We start from the raw sequence: 15375 nt of genomic DNA, 5'->3' as shown, positions 1-15375 counted from the left end.
TACGATGAAATATCAAGGAAATTCCGCTATGAAAGCCATTCGCACTGCTTTAGTTGCCCTGATGATCGCGGGCGGTCTCGCCGCCGCACCCGTTGCTTTAGCGAAGCCGCCCGTCATGCCGACTGAATCGCCGTCGGTCGCCGTCGGTCCGCAGTACGACACGACACACGTATACGTGGCACCGGAGGACTTCGACCGCTTCACCGACAGCTTCGTGGCGACGTTCGGCGGCAGCAAGTCGAAGCAGGGCGTGTTCCAGGTCACGCCGACACCGAGCCAGACGATGTCCCAACTCGTATTTACCCCCGCAGGCACGATCTCCGTGTTCGGCTTCAAGACGCCCATGCCGTATCCGTTCGGCGCGGAGCGCACGGGCTACCTCGTGACGGACATGGACGCGGCGGTGAAGTCGGCGCGTGCACTCGGTGCGGATGTGATCGTCGATACGTTCCCCGACCCGATCGGCCGCGACGCGATCATCGCATGGCCGGGCGGCACCAACATGCAGCTTTACTGGCACACCGAGGCCCCGCATTACGACAAGCTGCAGACCATTCCCGAGAATCGGGTGTACGTGTCACCGCAAAGCGTGCACAAGCTGGTTCACGATTTCGTCAAATTCTCGCACGGCAAGGTGGTGTCCGATGACCTGAAGGCGCCGGGTGTCGAGATCGGCAGGCCTCAAGACAGCTATCGCCGCATTCGAATCGAATCGCCGTTCGGCAAGATGACCGTGCTCGTGACGGACGGTCATCTGCCTTACCCGTTCGGGCGCGAAGTGACCGGCTACGAAGTAGCGAATCTGACCGATACGCTTCAAAAGGCGAAGGCCGCTGGCGTCAATGTGCTCGTGCCGCCATTCACCTCGGCCGGCCGTGATGCCGCGATCGTGCAGTTCCCGGGCGGCTATATCGCCGAAATTCACACGGGCGCGGCGCAATGAAATCCGAGGACACGATCCTTGCCGCGATCGCCGGCTTCGTCGACACGCTGAGCTTCGTTGCTCTGTTCGGTTTGTTTACCGCGCACGTGACGGGCAACTTCGTGTTGATCGGTGCCGGCATCGCCGGCTCCGGTCAGGGCGTTCTGCTCAAGCTGATCGTGTTCCCCGCGTTTATCGGCGGGGTCGTTCTCAGCAGCCTGCTCGTGCGTTGGCTCCCGCAGGAACATGCGCGTCAGGGCGCACGCTTGCTCTATGCGGTGCAGGCTGTGCTGACAGTCGGCTTTTGCCTCGTCGGCGTATGGGCGACGCCGGTCAGCCGGCCCGACAGCTTGCCCGTCATCCTGGCTGGCGTCGTGGGTGCGTTCGCGATGGGTGTGCAGAATGCGCATCCGCGCCTGATCCAGCATCCTGGCGTGCCGAATACCGTGATGACGGGCAATGTCACGCAAGCCGTTCTGGACGTGATCAACATGCTGTCGCCGGGCACGCTCGACAGCGAGCGCGCCGCGGCGCGCTCGCGCTTCGGCTCGATGATGCCGGCGATTGTCGCGTTTGCGGTTGGCGCGGTAGCCGGCGCACTAGGGGTGGTCTATATGGGCTTCTGGGCGCTGCTTGCGCCGGCGTGTGCTCTCGCCGGGCTCGCGGTGACCACGGGAGAACACGAGCGCGCGATTGCACCGGGGCACTCGTGAATCCAGGCGGCGCAGGGAATCATCCCGCTCAGGCTCGGCGCGTGAGCGGGACGGGCAAACATAAACACAAGCCGACAAAGGCAAGGAAATCCATGGTATCGAGTACGATGCGGGCGCGCCGATGCGCGAAGGCCGCACGGATGACGGTCATCGCCGGGCTGTTGCTGGCGGGCGCCGACGCAGCGTTCGCGCTAGCGGCTGCGCAACCGCTTGCAGATGCGAGCCTCGCTGCTGGCTCGGCCGGTGCGACCGCTGGCACTGCGGTGAACGGCGCCACATCCAGCGGCGCGTGTAACGTCAAACGTCCTGCCGTGATGTTCAACCGCTGGCAGGAGGACTGGTCGGTGCTTGCGAACCCCTGCGTTCCGCGCAAGCCGCTCGACGGCCTCAAGTACATTCCGCTCGGCGGCGACCCGGCCTCCTATCTGTCGCTTGGCGCGAACCTGCGTGAGCGTATCGAAACCAATGACGCACCGCTGTTCGGTATCGGCACCGCGCGCTCGGATACCTATCTGATTCAGCGAATCGAAGTGCATGCCGATGCGCGTCTCGCCGAGCACTGGCAATTTTTCGTGCAACTGGTGGATGCGCGGGCGTTTGGCAAGAACGTGGTGACACCGGTGGACAAGAATCCGCTCGATCTCGAGCAGGCGTTCGCGGCCTACACCGGAGCGGTCGGCGGCGGTACGTTCAAGTTTCGCGTTGGCCGCCAGGAAATGGCATTCGACTTGCAGCGCTTCATTGCCGTGCGCGATGGCCCGAACGTACGACAGGCGTTCGACGCCATCTGGGCGGACTACGAATACCAGAAGTGGCGCTTTATCGCCTACGCAACGCAGCCCGTGCAGTACCGCAACGCGACCGTGTTCGACGATGTGTCGAACCGCAATCTCACTTTCAGCGGCGTGCGTTTCGAGCGCCAATCTGTCGGGCCGGGTGACATGTCCGGCTACTGGTCCCGCTATAACAATACCAACGCGCGATATCTCGACGCTCAGGGTTCCGAGCACCGCGACGTGTGGGACCTGCATTATTTCGGTACGCGCGGCGGTGTCGATTGGGACGCCGAGGCGATGTTGCAGACGGGAACGGTCGGTAATAGTACGGTTCTCGCGTGGGCGGTCGGCTCGATCGCGGGGTACAAATTCGATTTGCCGTGGACGCCGCGTATCGCACTGCAACTAGACGCGGCGTCTGGCGACCGGCACTCGCATGATGGTCGGCTCGAGACCTTCAATCCGCTATTTCCGAACGGCTATTACTTCACGCTAGCAGGCTACACGGGCTACGCGAACCTTATCCATATCAAACCGTCGATCACGCTCAAGCCTTCGGCCAGTCTCACACTGCTTGGCGCCCTGGGCTTCCAGTGGCGCGAGACGACAGCCGACGCCGTTTACCAGCAGCCGAATCAGCCCGTGCCGGGCACGGCGGGCAAGGGCAGTCTATGGACAGGCATGTACGTGCAATTGCGCGCGGACTGGACGATTGCGGCAAACCTGGTAGGTTCGGTCGAAGCGGTGCACTTCCAGGTGGGAAACTCGATTCGTGAGGCGGGCGGCCGCAATGCCGATTACGCGGGCGTCGAACTCAAGTACGGGTGGTAGGACTTGTCGGCTATCGTGCCGATCCCGGTGGCGTCAGGAGCGTTGACGGGATCGCGCCATTGGTCTACGTCGTTCAGGCTTTGACCACTGCTTGCCAGATGGACGAAAGGGGTCGTTGTTCAAGCGCTCAAGGCTAACAACTCGCCGAGAAAGCGAACATCGCCTTCGAGAGGTCTTTGGACTGCCCGCCTGGCGGCGTGCTCATCCGACGCGCATTGGAACTTCTCCGCGACGTACGTCCGGGTGCATTCGAACAGGCTATACATCGCCTCCGGCCCGTCGATACAGACGTTGACAAGCGACTTCGAGACAAGCTCATCGATGTTTTCAATCAAGCTGTCTGTCGTCACTGCCATGTCGTTGACGACTCCACGCACCGAATCGAAGCTAAACGGTCCGACGAACCGGGAAAGTTGAACGAGCAAGGACTGGGCCGGGTCGCTCAACAGGTCGAAGCTGACATCGAGGGCTGCCCGTAGACAGCGATGCCGCGCCGTCGCAGTGCGGTATCCCCCGGATAGGAACGACAGTCCATCGCTCAGCAGGCGTCGCACGCCTTCGACGCCCAACAATTCCGCCCTGCCGGCGGCCAATTCGATTGCGAGTGGAATACCATCCAGGCGCTGACAAATCTTTGCGATGCTCGCTATCTCGCCGATGCGAGGGACAAACCTCGGATGCATCTGCTGCGCACGGCGGACAAAGAGCTGGACAGCGGGGCTGTCCAACATCTCGTCGCAACGGTCCGTAAGTTTGGGAACGCCAAGCGGGTTCACCCGGAAAACCGTCTCGGCGCGAATCTTCAGCGGCTCCCGGCTCGTCACCAGGAACTGGATATTCAGGCTTGCCGCCAACAATGCTTCCACGATTTGTGCAACCACTGAGATGACGTGCTCCGCACCATCGAGTATCAACAACCACGGCGCATTCGACAGCGCTGCGCCCAGACGCTCGGAACAGACGACGTCCTCCGGCATGTCGACACCGCAACCGTACTCAATCGCACTCAGCACCTCGTCGATCGTGGCTGCGGATGAAAGATCGACAAAGGCCACCGTCGCCGGGCATGACGGCGCTATCCGATAGGCGAGTTCAAGTGCAAGACTCGATTTTCCGACACCACCTGTGCCCGTCAAGGTAAGCACCTGGGAGCCGACCAATGCCTCGGCTGCCTTGGCCACCGCCACGTCTGTCCCGACGAGATTCCCTACGCGGCGCGGGAGCGGCCGCGGACTGGCGGCAGTACGGAGTTTCGGCTGTATGTGCCGAGACGGGGCCAACTGGTAGCCACGGCGTGCGACCGTGACTATGAGGTCCCGGTCATCACCCAGCGCCTTGCGCAGCGCAGAGATGTTGACGTCGATATTGCAGTCTTCGACGACGGTGCCGGGCCAGACCGTCTGCATCAGCTCGGACCTCGACACCACTCGACCGTTTGCGGAGGCGAGCGTCGCCAGCAGGTCGAAGGCGCGCGAGCCCAGCCGCAGGTCCTGGCCATCGCGCCGCACGCATCGCGCGTTCATGTCGAGTTCGATCCGGCCGATTTTCATAAGGTCGCCTCCAGCAAGGGAAATAGACGCGCGTGTCTTCGCCAGCGGTCAGTGGTGAAGATATGCCGGCTACCGACGGAGTGCGCGCTTTATAACGCTGCTGGCGTGTCTGAACGCAGCGTCTGTCGGGCAGGTGTCAGCCAACCCATCGAAAACCATGAAGTCATGAATCGTGCCGATATAGCGAGCAGCGTTCACTCTGACGCCTGCGCGCAGGAGCTTGCGGGCATATTCTTCGGCGTCGTCTCGCGTAATGTCGTTCTCTGCCGTGATGACGAGTGCGGCGGGCAGGTCTTCGAGTTCGAAAGGTTTCGACTTTATCGGCATCGCCGCCGCGAGTGACCGCGATCTCTCAGGAAACTGTGACTCGATGAAGCGCTCCAGCGCCCTGGCCGTCATACCGGGCCCCGTCGCAAACTGACGATATGACTGCGTGGTGGCGTCTGCCGACAGGATGGGGCAAAACAGCGCTTGCAGGTGCAGACTCGGGCCATGCCGGTCTCTCGCCCATCGCGCCACGACTGCAGCGATGTTTCCGCCTGCACCATCGCCGGCCACCGCGACCGCGCGACCATCGAGCTGCAGCACTTCGGCATGTGCAACGACGTATTGCAGCGCGGCGTATGCCTCTTCGTTCTGTGTCGGGAACACGGCCTGAGGCGCGGGCGAACAACGAACGAAGACAACCGCCACCTCTGCTTCAGCGGAAAGGCGTGAGACGAGCCTGCGGTGGGTTGCGAAGCTCGCCATGCGCCAGCCGCCGCCCGGATAGTAGACCACGACGGGCAGCGAGCCCGGCGCGCCGGCCGGTCGCACGATGTGCACGTCAATGGCGCCCGTCGGTCCGGTCTTGAAGGTCAGCGCTTCGGTAGTGACGGCATACTCGTCTGCGCAACTGTCGTCACTGTCGGCGCAGCCGGGGAATGATGGCTGTTGGGCGAGCAGCGAATCCGGATGCATGCCGGCTTCGGAGACCAGATCGAGAAACTGCTGCGTGTCGGGGTCCAGCACCGGGTGGGACGACCACGGCGTCGCGAGACGCGGTGACGCGGAATCGGGGGTACTTGCAGGCTGAACGTGGTCCATAAAAGCCGACGTAGGAGAGTTGAGCGGTTGGCGGGGACTCTCGCTCGTGCCACACACAGTGCCGAGCGCACCTGCTGAGCCTGAAACGATGCCGAGTCCCAATAACAGCTATTGTCCAGGCGATGGGGCCGGACTGCTCAGTTAAAGTTTGCTAAGAAGCGTTAGCCGCAGGTGCAAAACCCGGCAGCACACCCGCATCAGGCGCCGCCGGGAGCCACACCAGCGTAAGCAGCAGGCCACTGCACGCTTGAGCGCGCACCCGCTCATGAAAGACGCTGCCCCTGCAACGCCGGAATGCCCGCGCAGAGCGCCGAGAGCCATTCGATGAACACCTTCAGTTTGGGCGGCATATGGTGAATGGGCGGAGACACCACGGAAACCGGCCGAGGCGGCGTGTCGGCCAGCACTTCCAGCAACCGGCCGACGCCTTCGATCTGGTTGCGGATCCCCGTCGGGAAGGCCTCATGGTTTGGCGAGGCGGGGTCCGGTCACCTCGTATTCGCGGCCGCCGAACACTGGCGCGGATGAAGGGCGACACTTGTCAGATCGGAAGGTTAGAAGAGGCGCCTGCCCTCCGGAAGCCGGACGCCACGCAACCCCACGTTGCAGAAATCGCAATGGAATGAGGGTCTCGGGCGGTGTGTGCGCGTGCCGGAAAGCCGGTGACTTGCGGCTGGTGGGCCCATTTTCGGATTCGCACGCTGTCGGTTCTGGACCGGTAAGTGGCACGGCGACGGAAGGACCGTCACCGTGCAGATCATGTCCGTAGCGAGCGTGGAACACGTTCGCGGCGAATCCGAACGGGCATGCGCTGCCCCAGGCGCACGCACGCGAAAATCGGGTTGCCGCCGGCGAGCAGCTCGCGGCGGCTCCGGGGCTTGTCGGGATCGGCACTGCTGCTGGCGAGACGTTCTTCACGCACTTCGATCAGCGTGCCGATCGAGAGGAGCCGCGCCTTCGCGTGGTCGCCCAAGCGGACTGTGGAAAGCTTCGTCTCCTCGAGTAGCCATACATCTCGCGCTTCGCGTCACACGCTATGCAGATGGCGGCTTAATGTCCCGCAGTTGCCAGGCTCAGCCGGTTCGTCACGCCGGTGACGCCCGCGACTTGCTGCGCGTGTTGCTGCGCGAGATCGATCTACGCCGCTGCGGGCACGGAGCCTTCCAGCGTGATGGCGCCCGACTTGGCGACGACCGACATATGCGAAGCGTCCACCCCGCCTGCCTTGATGATTGCTTTACGAACGTTGGTGGCGAAATGACGGTCGGCAGCACGCTCGGCCTTCTGCTCTGTCTTACGCTGCGCCTTGATCGGATCCTTCGGCACGGCGGGATGCGCCTGAACGGGCGGCAAGTATGAGACCGCCGCGTCGTCGGCGAACACGCTGCCAGCGTAGCCCGTCAACAGAACGATGGCAGCGAGTGCTGCGACCGGTTTGAGCTTCGAATGCAGTTTCATCGGGTCGATCTCCTTGTTTGGCGGACCTTTTGTCCGCCGTTAAAAATTTGAAGCTCGCGCGTCCGCGCGAATGATGCCGCGTCAGAGCGGTAATCGAACTCTTGCAGCTCATGGATCGCGCACCTTAACGTCCTTGATAAAACCTGAAGTGTTATGAATAGCTCAGATCATCCCAATGCGAGTACGCTGGAATGCACAGCAGTGCCGAAGGGGGTAAGCAGATCTGCGTTGGCTTCGTCGACATACGTGCCTGACATGCCATGTGGGGGCCCAGCTTAGCCGTTCAGCGGCGTCTTTGACGATCTTCGTGGCTAGCTTGGCGGAACCGTCGATCGGTACGATCTGGTCCGTCGCCGTGAGGACGAGCGGGCGCGCGCTGATGTTTTTCCGGTCGTCTGTGTAGTGGATTTCTCAACGCTGCTTTGTACGCTCCTACCTGACATTCGAGGCTACGACGGAGCGAACGGCGGCAAAGCGCCTCCCAGCTGCCTCTGAGTAGCCGGCACTCCAACGTCCGCAACGGCCGACAACTGCGCATTGAGCATGGGGCGGGTTTCGGAGTGGACCGGTCGTTCAAACGACCGCCGCATGACTCAGGCGAGCGGCAGAAAGTGGCCGAACCCGGTCTGACGTAGACCGGCGGGGCTGGTCGGCCATAGATCGGCCGCGTCGGGCAGCAGTCGACCCGGTTCGGTCCCTCATCTTTCTCCAAAGCGGACGCTCCGGTCGCTCACCTAAGGTCGCGAGAGCGAAACGTTACAAAGTGTTCATCTTTTGTCACAACGCAGAAGCCGAGCTTCTGATAGAACCTCATCGCGCCTTGATTGCACAAAAAACATGACAGGGTCAATGAGAGGTTCGACCCGGCAGCGCGTGACATCAACGTTTGCACCACCCTTCGACCGATCCCTAGATTTCGAAATTCTGGCTGCAGAAGCAACAGCGACAGGTGGACTGCCTCTACCTCATTCCTTAGCGCAACATACCCCACCGTTACCGATCCGAGGGTGATCGAAGTGAATTCTGGATCGTGATACGACGTGTTGAAACGCTCTTGTTGGAAGTTCTCGTCCCAACCGAATGTCTGATCGATGTATTCGTGCAGCGAGAGTTTGTAGAGCGCGAATATCGCTTGCCTGTCAACTCCGCCTTCAGACATTGGGATCAATCGAACTGCGCTGGGATCGTCAGAGCCCCGCCTTGGTGTGGTATTCAGCATGTGGGATTGGCTCGATGTGCTCTGCGGAGAGCAATTGTTAACGATCTTGGCCAAGCTGTCGACGGACCGCTTGTGGCCGGGTCCTGCCTGCTGGCGAGCGCTGGCGCCCGGCCGACGCCGTCGCGCCGGCGAACACACCAAACCGACCCACAGCGGTCTTTAGGCTTCTGCGAAAGCGGCCTCTCAAGTAAGACTCCGAGCTTATGTTGACGCGTCGCTCCCTTTCGTCATCCGGCCCGCTCAGGGCCGCAATAGTATTGAGCCACTTGTTTCGCCGGTTTCCAGTCGGCGATGTGCAACAGCCGCCTGTGCCAGAGGAATTACTGCTCCAACCTTCGCTCTCAAGCCGCTCCGCAATTGCTGGAACGTGGCCAATGCTCCTTCCCGGTAGCGCACCGGATCGGCCATGAAGCGAAATACGCTGGGGCGAGAAATCGCAATCGAGCGAGCCGGCCCAAGCAGAGACAGGTCGATCGGCTCGAGATCTCCACTGACCTGTCCAATGCTGGCGACCATTCCGAAGGGACGCACAGTACCGAGCGTCTCAATGAGTGTCTTGCCTCCGATACCGTCAATTGCGTAGTCGACTCCCTGACCTTTTGTCAGTGCCTTTATCTCCGTGACGAGGTCATGTTCGCGATAAAGAATCGCTTCGTCCAGGCCGTGCTCTTTCGCCAGTTCCGCCTTCGAGACCGAACCAACCGTGCCGATAACGCGGGCGCCCAGCGCTTTCGCCCATTGCGTCACGACGAGGCCAAGACCACCGGCAGCCGCATGGACCAATACCGTGTCGCAGGCTTTGACGCGGTAGACATAAGAGCAAAGCATATGGGCCGTGATGCCGCGCAGCAGCACGCTGGCGGCTGTGTCGTCGGCGACGTCGTCGGGAAGAGGAAGGACGCGGTCGGCGGAAATATTCCGGGCACTGGCGTAACTGCCGACAGGTGGGCCAGCGTAGGCGACGCGCTGACCCAGGTGCAGTGATTCGGCGCCGGCGCCAACCGCATCAATGACGCCGGCGGCCTCCACGCCTAGGACTGCGGGCAACGCCTGCAGGTGATAAACGCCGGTACGGTGATAGATGTCGACGAAATTCACGCCGATAGCCGTGTGGCGAATCCGAACCTCCCCGGCCGCGGGAGCGGGAAGCGTAGCCTCGCGCAGTCTCAACGTCGAAGCGTCGCCGTATTGCTCGATTGCGATCTGGACTGCTTGAAGCGACGGAGTATCGGACGCGGAACTGAAACTCATGCTGTTCTCCTGGTAGCTGATCTGGCAAGCTCATGTTGCACTGGGCAAATTCACCAAACAATTCCGGATAAATCGTCAATGAGTGTGCAAAAAAACACAGGGAAGATGCCGTTGGAAAGCCAGCGTCTGCAATGGGACGACATTCGGTATTTCCTCGAACTGGCGCGGGTTGGAAGCCTTTCGGGGGCTGCACGCAGTCTGTCTGTCGAGCATTCCACTGTCGCCCGGCGGGTCGAAGCGCTGGAGCAGTCACTGGAGGTCAAACTGTTTGACCGCTTGCCGAAGGGCTGGTCGCTCACGCTGGAAGGTGAAACATTGGCGAGGCAGGCGAGCCGTCTTGATGACGAAGCGCAGGCCTTTTCCCGAGCGGCTGTGGGCGTATCGTCCTTGAACGGTACCGTTCGCATCTCCGCTCCGCCCGTGCTGGCCAGTCATCTGCTGGTGCCTCGCCTGGCTGAGATTCGATCCCAGTGGATGAACATCGACCTTGAAGTGATTGGGGAATCACGTGACGCAAATCTAAGTCGTGGCGAGGCCGATCTGGCGATACGCATGTCGAGGCCAACCGCGCAAGGCCTTGTCGCGCGACGCATAGGCGAGATGGGGTATGGCCTCTATGCTGCCAACGGGTATGCGGATCGACCTCGGCCCGAATGGGAATTCGTGGGGTATGACGAGAATCTCAGTCAGGTGCCTCAGCAGCATTGGCTCAACCAGATCGCGGGCGCCCGTCGCTTTGTTTTTCGAAGCAATGATCTGGCCGCATTGCTCCATGCCGCCCGAGCAGGACTAGGGATAGCAGCACTTCCCCGCTTTCTTGCCGCGCATGATCCAGCGCTATGCCTGCTGTCGGATCACCCTTGCTCGACGGTTCGGCAGTTGTGGCTCGTGATGCATCCGGACGTCAAACGCTCGCCACGTGTTCGGCTGGTCGCCGATCTGCTTGTCAAGCTGGTCGGCACAACCCCGGGGTTATCGATGAGAGAAAATTGACCGTGATCGCTCAAGCGCCGCATGGTGCAACAATCTGCTTTCGAGCGGTCTGATGAGGCCGCCATTGTCTCTTCCTGGCTGACCACTTCCTGATGCGGTTGCCCGAAATCGGAACCCATTGAGTCACCCAGTTAGCATCCAAGCCAGTCTGCTGGCTCACCGATATGAGACATTCGCACGCAGCAATGTGTCATCACTCAGGTTCGCTTGCCAGCGTGACATCTCCGAGCTTCAGAAGCTTAAGCTGAGATCTTGTCGTCTGCTTTTGCGAGGTAGTCACGGGAGAAGCGGGTCAGAGGATGGTTAGGGAATTCGTCGACGACACGACGGTGGATAGCTTGGAGAAAGGCCTTGCGCGCGGCAGGCTGCAGCGAATCGGGGAACTCTGATCGCTTCCACCCGAGGCGGAATTGACTGTCTGAATAGATCGCAAGGCCATTCAGACCATTGACATGAAGTCCGATGAGGCCGGCGAAGGCGTCGAAATGACGCGCGATCTGAGCTGGCGTCGACATCGGCCTACTCCGCGCGGTAGCCGACGGGGTCCGCCAGCCAGCGATGAACGTCTGCGTTGTTCCGGACGGTGCAGCGCAGGCTCAGTTTGGCGGCTTTGGGGGCGCGGCCGTTGAGGCACAGCTTCCGCCACGTCTCACGGCGCACCGGGATGAAGGGTTTCAGATCCGCCCAGCGCGAGCACCCGTTTCGTGGGAGCGCCTGTGGGCGAGGATCATCGGGGTTGTTGGTTGCCATACTTCGTTCCTTGGTGAACGTTGATATGGCTTCTTATTATTGTTATCTGGGAATCAAACTGAAGTCATAAATTTGGGCCGTTTTCTTTCCGGAAAGAAATTTGGCAAAAAACTCTCCGCTAGTAGTGTATGTTGCCCTGATTGCGAAGCTGATCTAGGCAGCCTTGTGTCATGACCACCTTCTCCAGCGGCTTCGTGTTCTTGCGGAACATGCCATCTATGTCCCCCTGCAAATCCCCGAATAGGGCTTTGACGTAAAGATAGTCAGGGATGCGCACGTCCTTCGACGCAGCCCATAGCTTGAGGTCGAAATACGGAAGAACCGCATATTTGTGCCATCGCTTGAAGTCCAGATCCGAGAAGCGTGATTTTTCGTGAAAAGGGATTCCACGGTCTGACTTGATCTTCTGTACCCAGTCGCGAAATGACTCCACGAGATCATCTAATGGCGCGTGAATGTCTATCTCAGCGTAGACAAAATTGCCTGTGGCAGGGAATTTCAAGTTCATATAGTCCGCCGCGGCGTCCTGGAGAGCTTCGTCTTCTTTCCCTTTGAGGCGCTCTTGGATCCATTCATTTGAGGTAGTCATACCCCAGTTGAATGCCTCCCAGGCGGCCACGTATTTCTCATCCTTATGAAATTCCTCCGCCATGGACATCACCTGCACCACCGAAAGGTCCATTACAATTCCCCTCGCGGTTTTGTTATCGTATGTCCGCTTGCGATCGGGCGGCGTTTTCCTTGCCGGGTTTTCCAACAACCCTCTCAAACATCGACGAATAAAAGTGATCGTCTACCGACGCCACTTGCAATCCCCTTTCCTCCATCAGTGAGCGGAGTCTTTCAACTTCCCCATTGTCCACGCCAGACCGTAACATTATTCGAATGTTAATGTTATAGAATCAATCGAAGATATCGAATTCCGCCACTGCAGCGTACTTCTTTAGATCGAACCAGTCAGGGAAGGACGGGGGAGAGTCTGCTTTTTCATTTTCTTGCTTATCAGTTTGGTTTTAGGTGTCAATAGACGACAACCAATACCGGTTCACGGCCGCGTACAGCAAAGCAGTGTCCAAAAAATCGTCGACGATTTCAACCGGGTCGTCGACTGACCGTTGTTGGCGGACCGCTGTCCGATGCGGTCGGCAGGCAGGAGTCGACCCACAACTGACGTTCAATTCGCGCGATCGCAGTCATTTGAAATGCCACACGTGAATGAGACAGGGCGCCCCGTCCCTTACCACTTGTAGCGAAACCCGACGTCGCCCCAGACGCCCTTCTGGCTGCCGGTCGCCGAGGCATTGATCGAGAACTGGTAGCCGAACTGGCCATACAGGCTCCAACGCGTGTCAAGCTTAGCCGTCACCCCGGCCGCGACATCCATGCGCGTGAATTGCTGTGCGAGCAGGACCTGTTCGGTCCCGGCATAGGTCGTCGTTGCACGTGCACCCCAGTCGCGCCAGATGTTTGCCCGCACGTACGGCTGCCACACTTGCCCGTTGCCACGCTCGATAGTCCACTGACCGCGCACGCCGAGTCGCCCGGTCACACCTGACGTCGAGCCCGGATCGACCGGACCCAGCCCGTCATTGGCGTCGTTGATCCCGACGTGCTGCCAGATGAGCTGCGCCTGAGGTTCGAGCACGAAGTTCGGCCCGAGCGGAAGGTGAAACGGATAGCCCGCCTCGAGTGACGTGACGATCCCCGAACCCGAGACTGGTAGGCGCGCAAACTGGGTCGTCGCCTCGCCGTCGTAGTAGGTGCCCTGCAATATCGCGTCGACATACCATCCGCTCGGTCCGTAATGGGTCCAGTACGCACCGCCCGAATACGCGTTCAGGTTCACCGAGCCGGTATGGTTCAACACATAGCCAGTCGCCTGCCCATTGGTGACAAGTCCGTCCACGTCGACGTTGGCGTTGCCGTATGCGAAATAGACACCGCTGGCGTCATGATGGCCCGGCAGGAAACTGCCGCGCCAGAGGTCGAGGCCGGCCTGCACGCCGACCACGGAGCCGGCCGCGCGCGCATCGGTGAAGGTCTGGTAGCGATTGTCGACCTGCTGGCCGAACACGCGCGCCCAAGCTGACCGAGAGAGCCCGTTCGCGTTCGCGCTGTTGCCGCCACCCGCATCGGTGAGCGTGTCGCCGATGCGCTCGTGCATCGTGCCGAGCATCTCGAGGCCCAGTTGCCGCGCCATCGGCTGCACGACTCCATAGGTCGCGAGTTCCGGGCCAATGATGGGCCATTGGCCTGGTGGCAGGTGGTCGGGCGGTGGCTCAAGGCCGATGATCTGCTCTTCAACCTCCGTTCCTGTCCCGTTTCCGTTTCCGTTTCCGTTGCCGCCGTTGCCGATTCCGCCGTTGCCGTTGCCGCCGTTGCCGTTTCCGCCGTTGCCGTTGCCGCCGTTGCCGTTGCCGCCGTTGCCGCCGTTGCCGTTGCCGTTGCCGTTGCCGTTGCCGCCGTTGCCGTTGCCGTTCCCATTGCCGCCGTTGCCATTCCCATTGCCGTTCTCCGACGGTACTTCGAACGATGTACGAAGGAACCAGTCCTGTGGATTGCTGCCGTTCAAACCGCCGCGAAACAGAAAATAGGTGAACGCGCCACCGCGCACTTCGCCTGCGAGCGCGAACGCGCCACTCGCCGTCGCTGTGCCGCTGCCAATCGTAGTAACCACCGCGATACCGTTGCCCATAGTCCTTGCACCAGGTCCTCCGGCATTGGCGACGTGCAGCAGAGTGTTTCCGGTCGCGGTTCCCCCGTTGATGACAAGCTGGTCCGACGGCGAACCGTCGGCACCAAGAAATGTGTTTAGCCGGATGGTGCCGTTAACGCCAGTGTAGGTCCCCATCATCAGCGCTTTGAACGCGCCGCCAGGGGCAAAAACAATCTGGCTGGCATTGTTGGTAAGCGTGGTGACGTTGGAACTGCCAGTCATGTTCCAGGTGGTGCCATTCGTCAGCGTGAGAGCTGAAAGTCCGCCGCTGTTGGTGATAGCCGCACCGTCTAACGTCGCCGCTGATGCGTTGATGGTGACAGCCGAGCCGCTCAGCACATTCAGCCAGCGTCCGTCGGTGCCCGCGAGAACGGTGGTCCCGGTCAGACCAATCGTGCCGCCGAGGGCACTGATGACCGCACCTCCCTCGCTCTCGAGAGTACTGTCTGTGAAGCTCGCCATCGATCCGCTCGCGCCCATGTAAACGGCACTGGCACCCGATCCCCCGGTCGTCACCGTCACATTCGTCGCGGCCATACGGGTGTTCGGATTCTGGAAAATTATTCCATGAGCATTCTGACCAGAGGTCGTGACGAGAACGCCATTCAGTTCAACGGTATGTCCGGCAGCTTGGTCGCTGATGCCGTAGGATCCGATGCCTGTAGTGGTAATGACGGTTCCAAAGTGGTTGGAAGAACCTGGTGAAGGGGGGAGGACCGTGAATTGTCCATTGCCTTGGACCACAACACCGGGGGTATTGTTGGCGCTCGTAGTGACGGTAATCTGCGCATTACCAGGATTGAAAATGTAAGTGCTGGTGCTGGTGCCGACGACGATGGTGGAGGTAAACGCGCTCGGCCCGTTGATGGTTAGCGAACGGGCGGACTCTGGCGCCAGAAAAACGGACATCAGCACTATCAAGAAGGGATGCCATCCTGGCAGTTGGGACGAGGCCAAACCCGGCCACGTCAGCCTACAGCGGAAGTGTCGTCCCGGTTCGGGTCCTGATACCTCGTGTTGTTGCCGTTGCGCTCCGCGTACGATTGCCCTCATCTTCATCGGTTGTCTCCCTTTGACGTATTGCATGAATGCGACAGGGGTGGGACATGC

The 15375-nt window shown here is 60.6% G+C and carries 14 protein-coding genes and 1 pseudogene; 4 read left to right on the top strand and 11 right to left on the bottom strand.

The genetic code is table 11. From position 1 onward, the window contains the following. Positions 1-28 precede the first annotated feature (28 nt). The 3 genes from BC1002_RS24315 (at position 29) to BC1002_RS24305 (ending at position 3242) form a co-directional block, all read left to right on the top strand. A complete protein-coding gene (locus BC1002_RS24315; protein ID WP_013092655.1) occupies positions 29-943 on the top strand; it encodes a hypothetical protein in 915 nt (304 codons plus the stop codon). Then, positions 940-1635: a YoaK family protein gene (locus BC1002_RS24310; protein ID WP_013092654.1), complete on the top strand. Its 696-nt coding sequence runs from the start codon at positions 940-942 to the stop codon at positions 1633-1635. Before BC1002_RS24315 ends, BC1002_RS24310 begins: the two co-directional genes overlap by 4 nt. A gap of 92 nt (positions 1636-1727) precedes the next feature. Next, positions 1728-3242: an alginate export family protein gene (locus BC1002_RS24305; protein ID WP_013092653.1), complete on the top strand. Its 1515-nt coding sequence runs from the start codon at positions 1728-1730 to the stop codon at positions 3240-3242. Between the two features lie 119 nt (positions 3243-3361). Here the strand turns inward: BC1002_RS24305 and BC1002_RS24300 are convergent, their stop codons facing one another. The 7 genes and pseudogenes from BC1002_RS24300 to BC1002_RS24270 all read right to left on the bottom strand — a co-directional run bounded on the left by BC1002_RS24300 (position 3362) and on the right by BC1002_RS24270 (position 9806). Next, on the bottom strand, positions 3362-4792 hold the full coding sequence (locus tag BC1002_RS24300; protein WP_013092652.1) for an ATP-binding protein: 1431 nt from the start codon (positions 4790-4792) through the stop codon (positions 3362-3364). Positions 4793-4861: 69 nt separating this feature from the next. Continuing rightward, positions 4862-5878, bottom strand: a complete 1017-nt coding sequence (locus BC1002_RS24295) for an alpha/beta hydrolase (protein WP_013092651.1) — start codon at positions 5876-5878, stop codon at positions 4862-4864. Positions 5879-6141: 263 nt separating this feature from the next. Further along, the gene (locus BC1002_RS37925) at positions 6142-6294 is read right to left on the bottom strand and encodes a hypothetical protein (RefSeq protein ID WP_157874749.1); all 153 of its coding nucleotides are present in this window, start codon (positions 6292-6294) and stop codon (positions 6142-6144) included. Between the two features lie 341 nt (positions 6295-6635). Beyond that, positions 6636-6869, bottom strand: a pseudogene (locus BC1002_RS24285) (efflux transporter periplasmic adaptor subunit); the annotation flags it as partial. 146 nt (positions 6870-7015) lie between these two features. Further along, positions 7016-7336 carry a BON domain-containing protein gene (locus BC1002_RS24280; RefSeq protein ID WP_013092650.1) on the bottom strand — a complete coding sequence of 107 codons (321 nt, stop codon included), beginning with the start codon at positions 7334-7336 and terminating at the stop codon, positions 7016-7018. Between the two features lie 730 nt (positions 7337-8066). Continuing rightward, on the bottom strand, positions 8067-8555 hold the full coding sequence (locus tag BC1002_RS24275) for a GNAT family N-acetyltransferase (protein ID WP_013092649.1): 489 nt from the start codon (positions 8553-8555) through the stop codon (positions 8067-8069). Between the two features lie 240 nt (positions 8556-8795). Further along, positions 8796-9806: a quinone oxidoreductase family protein gene (locus BC1002_RS24270; protein WP_013092648.1), complete on the bottom strand. Its 1011-nt coding sequence runs from the start codon at positions 9804-9806 to the stop codon at positions 8796-8798. Positions 9807-9884: 78 nt separating this feature from the next. Between BC1002_RS24270 and BC1002_RS24265 the strand changes: the two genes are divergently transcribed. Continuing rightward, positions 9885-10799, top strand: a complete 915-nt coding sequence (locus tag BC1002_RS24265; protein ID WP_013092647.1) for a LysR family transcriptional regulator — start codon at positions 9885-9887, stop codon at positions 10797-10799. A gap of 239 nt (positions 10800-11038) precedes the next feature. Here BC1002_RS24265 and BC1002_RS37920 read toward each other — a convergent pair whose 3' ends face one another. The 4 genes from BC1002_RS37920 to BC1002_RS24255 all read right to left on the bottom strand — a co-directional run bounded on the left by BC1002_RS37920 (position 11039) and on the right by BC1002_RS24255 (position 15324). After that, positions 11039-11314: a hypothetical protein gene (locus BC1002_RS37920; RefSeq protein WP_013092646.1), complete on the bottom strand. Its 276-nt coding sequence runs from the start codon at positions 11312-11314 to the stop codon at positions 11039-11041. 4 nt (positions 11315-11318) lie between these two features. Beyond that, a complete protein-coding gene (locus BC1002_RS36650; protein WP_013092645.1) occupies positions 11319-11549 on the bottom strand; it encodes a helix-turn-helix transcriptional regulator in 231 nt (76 codons plus the stop codon). Positions 11550-11667: 118 nt separating this feature from the next. Beyond that, a complete protein-coding gene (locus tag BC1002_RS24260) occupies positions 11668-12231 on the bottom strand; it encodes a DUF6387 family protein (protein ID WP_013092644.1) in 564 nt (187 codons plus the stop codon). Positions 12232-12786: 555 nt separating this feature from the next. Beyond that, positions 12787-15324 carry an autotransporter family protein gene (locus tag BC1002_RS24255; RefSeq protein WP_013092643.1) on the bottom strand — a complete coding sequence of 846 codons (2538 nt, stop codon included), beginning with the start codon at positions 15322-15324 and terminating at the stop codon, positions 12787-12789. Positions 15325-15375: the final 51 nt, after the last annotated feature.

It is taken from the genome of Paraburkholderia atlantica, assembly GCF_000092885.1.
Taxonomy (GTDB): domain Bacteria; phylum Pseudomonadota; class Gammaproteobacteria; order Burkholderiales; family Burkholderiaceae; genus Paraburkholderia; species Paraburkholderia atlantica.
The sequence above is the reverse complement of the archived record's forward strand: the minus strand, read 5'-3'. Positions and strand labels throughout refer to the sequence as shown.